General features: G+C 35.9%; 1 protein-coding gene. It reads left to right on the top strand.

Going from position 1 to position 2,030, the window contains the following annotated elements; genetic code table 11:
- The first annotated feature begins 103 nt into the window (after positions 1 to 103).
- Positions 104 to 1,855, top strand: coding sequence for a ricin-type beta-trefoil lectin domain protein (locus tag E5A76_RS09635; RefSeq protein ID WP_161118794.1), 1,752 nt, complete (start codon positions 104 to 106; stop codon positions 1,853 to 1,855).
- Positions 1,856 to 2,030 lie beyond the last annotated feature (175 nt).

The raw sequence follows: 2,030 nt of genomic DNA on the forward strand, positions 1-2,030 counted from the left end.
AAATTTAATACCAATTTATTAGAGCTAATACTCTATTATTTATTAATGTTAACTGCTTAACTATATAGGACTTCAAATTCACTAATAAAATAAACAGACCACAATGAAAAAAATTATATTATTACTTCCACTAATGTCGGCTAGCGTTACAGCAGAATCATTTGATGAACCACATCTTTTGCCTAATAAAGCAACAACTGTTCACAATAAGACAGACCTGGCAAATCTATCATTAAAGCAACCATCAAATTTTAGTGCTTTCCCTACATGGGAAAACCATAATTCGAATGAACCACTTATTTACCGCCCTCAAGATTTTACAGATTTAGGTAACAAAACAATCGTAAATTTAGTTGATTTAGCAAAAAAAGCCCCCAACACTTTTATGCTAAAAAAACAGCCATGGTCAGATAGCTACTGGCCAACGCGTTATGGTGGCATTGCTTGGCGATACACCAAATCTGATATTGATGGCAGTAATTTTAAAGCCTTTTATGATTATACTTTTAAGAAACGTCCTACCAATACTTTCCAAGGTGATGATCGCAATAATTTATCTCCTGCAGAAAAATATGATTTGCTCGTCGGTGATAAAGCGTTAACACTAACTAAACAAGCATGGGATGTTGGTATTATATTTGGTGGCCTTCAAGGGGATGGTGACCTTAGTGAATGGTTAGGGATCTGCAACGGTTGGGCAGGTGCTGCAATGCAAGTTTCACGTCCTGTGAATGCAGTAACCGTTAAAGATGCAAATGGTGAAGATCTTACTTTTTATCCATCAGATATTAAAGCATTAGCAGATCAACTTTGGGGCAATGCATTGAAACAAAATCAATATCGACAACTTGGACAACGTTGTTATCCCCTACATCCTGAACGCATCAATGGCCGAGAAACCGACCGTGGTTGCCGTGATGTAAACCCAGGCTCTTGGCATATTGTTGTTTTAAACCAAATAGGTATCTCTCATAAAAGTTTTGTACTTGATATAGATGGTGAAGGTGAAATTTGGAACCAACCCGCTGTTGGTTATTCAATTGAATATTTTAATCCTCAGACAGGTGAAAAATCAGCCAACCCATTAAAGGTAGCGATCCCTCGTTCAGAATATAAAAAAGATAAGTTTTCTCAATTCCGAGATGACAGTACCACTTCTATCGTTGGTGTTAATATGAAGTTTACATATACGGATGAGAATTTTCCAAATCACAATACACCAAATACTAAAGCAGATGATTTAACTGATGTAGCTAACTATATATATGATTTAGAGCTAGATGATCAAGGTAACATCATTGGTGGTGAGTGGCACTCACAAAACCACCCTGACTTTTTATGGGTGACCAAAAAAGGTATGGTGATTCAATCTGATGTAAAAGTTCAAGGTAAATGGAATATATCAGAGCCAATCCCAACAGAATGGCAAGATAAAGCGGTAGAATCATCTAAACAATCTCAGCCACTATCATCGATAGTCTATACCTTAGTTAATGCTGCTCAAGATGTGAAACCCAAAGTACAATGGCGACCATTAGTGACGCAGGGACAATGTTTGAATGTTTATAATAATTATACATTTGATGGTGCATTAGTTTTAGCTACAAAATGTGATGACAGTGATAATCAAAAATGGACACTAACAAGTGAAGGCTTTTTACATCCTCACAATGTGCCTCAATTATGTTTTGCCACCTCAAATATTGTAAAATGCACAAATGATCCAAAACAAAAGTGGCACCTTGATAATAATAAACACCTTATCAATGCATTAGGTCAGCAAGCGACTTTCAATGGCCAAACATCCCCTGTATCAGCAACTGCCAAAGGTTCACAATGGCACTGGGGCAATTAATCTGACAACGTAAACTATCAAGTTAAATAACGCGATAACACAAATACCCTCATCTCGCATATAGCTAAAACAATCAAGCGAATAAGGGTATTTTTTTATTGTAAATAAGATGGTCAAAAGGTTCTCAAACAATAACATTCAATAATTAAGAAAAGTTAATTCATTTCATAATTAG

It is taken from the genome of Photobacterium lucens, from assembly GCF_009873615.1.
In the GTDB taxonomy this organism is placed as follows: domain Bacteria; phylum Pseudomonadota; class Gammaproteobacteria; order Enterobacterales; family Vibrionaceae; genus Photobacterium; species Photobacterium lucens.